This is a genomic window from Cobetia sp. SIMBA_158 (assembly GCF_046566945.1).
Classification (GTDB): Bacteria; Pseudomonadota; Gammaproteobacteria; order Pseudomonadales; family Halomonadaceae; genus Cobetia; species Cobetia amphilecti.
In genome coordinates this window covers 1-361 of the sequence record NZ_JAWJYL010000121.1, presented here as the reverse complement: position 1 = coordinate 361, position 361 = coordinate 1, and the positions used below count along the sequence as shown (strand labels likewise).

The window sequence follows — 361 nt, the reverse complement described above, 5'->3', positions numbered from 1 at the left end:
ATGGATGTCTTATTACTAAGTTTAATAAAACCTTTCAATTAATACATTCACTATAAAACTGAGTTTTATTGAATCACCAATTCAATAATAGAAGTAGCTTTTTAGGTAAACTTACAGAGGATATAAAAATGTCTACAACAGGGGAAAAACCAGGTACTGGCACTTACCAATGTGATAATTGCGGCAACACTGTAACACTTGACGATCATGATGATACTTTGCCACCTTGCCCTAAATGCCATGAAACAGAATACACACCGTAGCAACTGCTCTTCAAGAGCTATCTAAATAGATAGCTCTTATTACCTTACAAAGTAAAAACAATTAACCTCTTTCTCCTAATCTATCCATGATCCAATCA

The 361-nt window shown here is 33.8% G+C and carries 1 protein-coding gene; it reads left to right on the top strand.

What is annotated here, in order from left to right:
• The first annotated feature begins 128 nt into the window (after positions 1-128).
• Complete coding sequence (locus tag R2R70_RS19250) at positions 129-263, top strand: zinc ribbon-containing protein (RefSeq protein ID WP_138561435.1); 135 nt, start codon at positions 129-131, stop codon at positions 261-263.
• Positions 264-361 lie beyond the last annotated feature (98 nt).

Bases quoted from the DNA above. Each gene is read 5' to 3' on its own strand.
- R2R70_RS19250 (WP_138561435.1), top strand. From the start codon at position 129: ATGTCTACAACAGGGGAAAAACCAGGTACTGGCACTTACCAATGTGAT.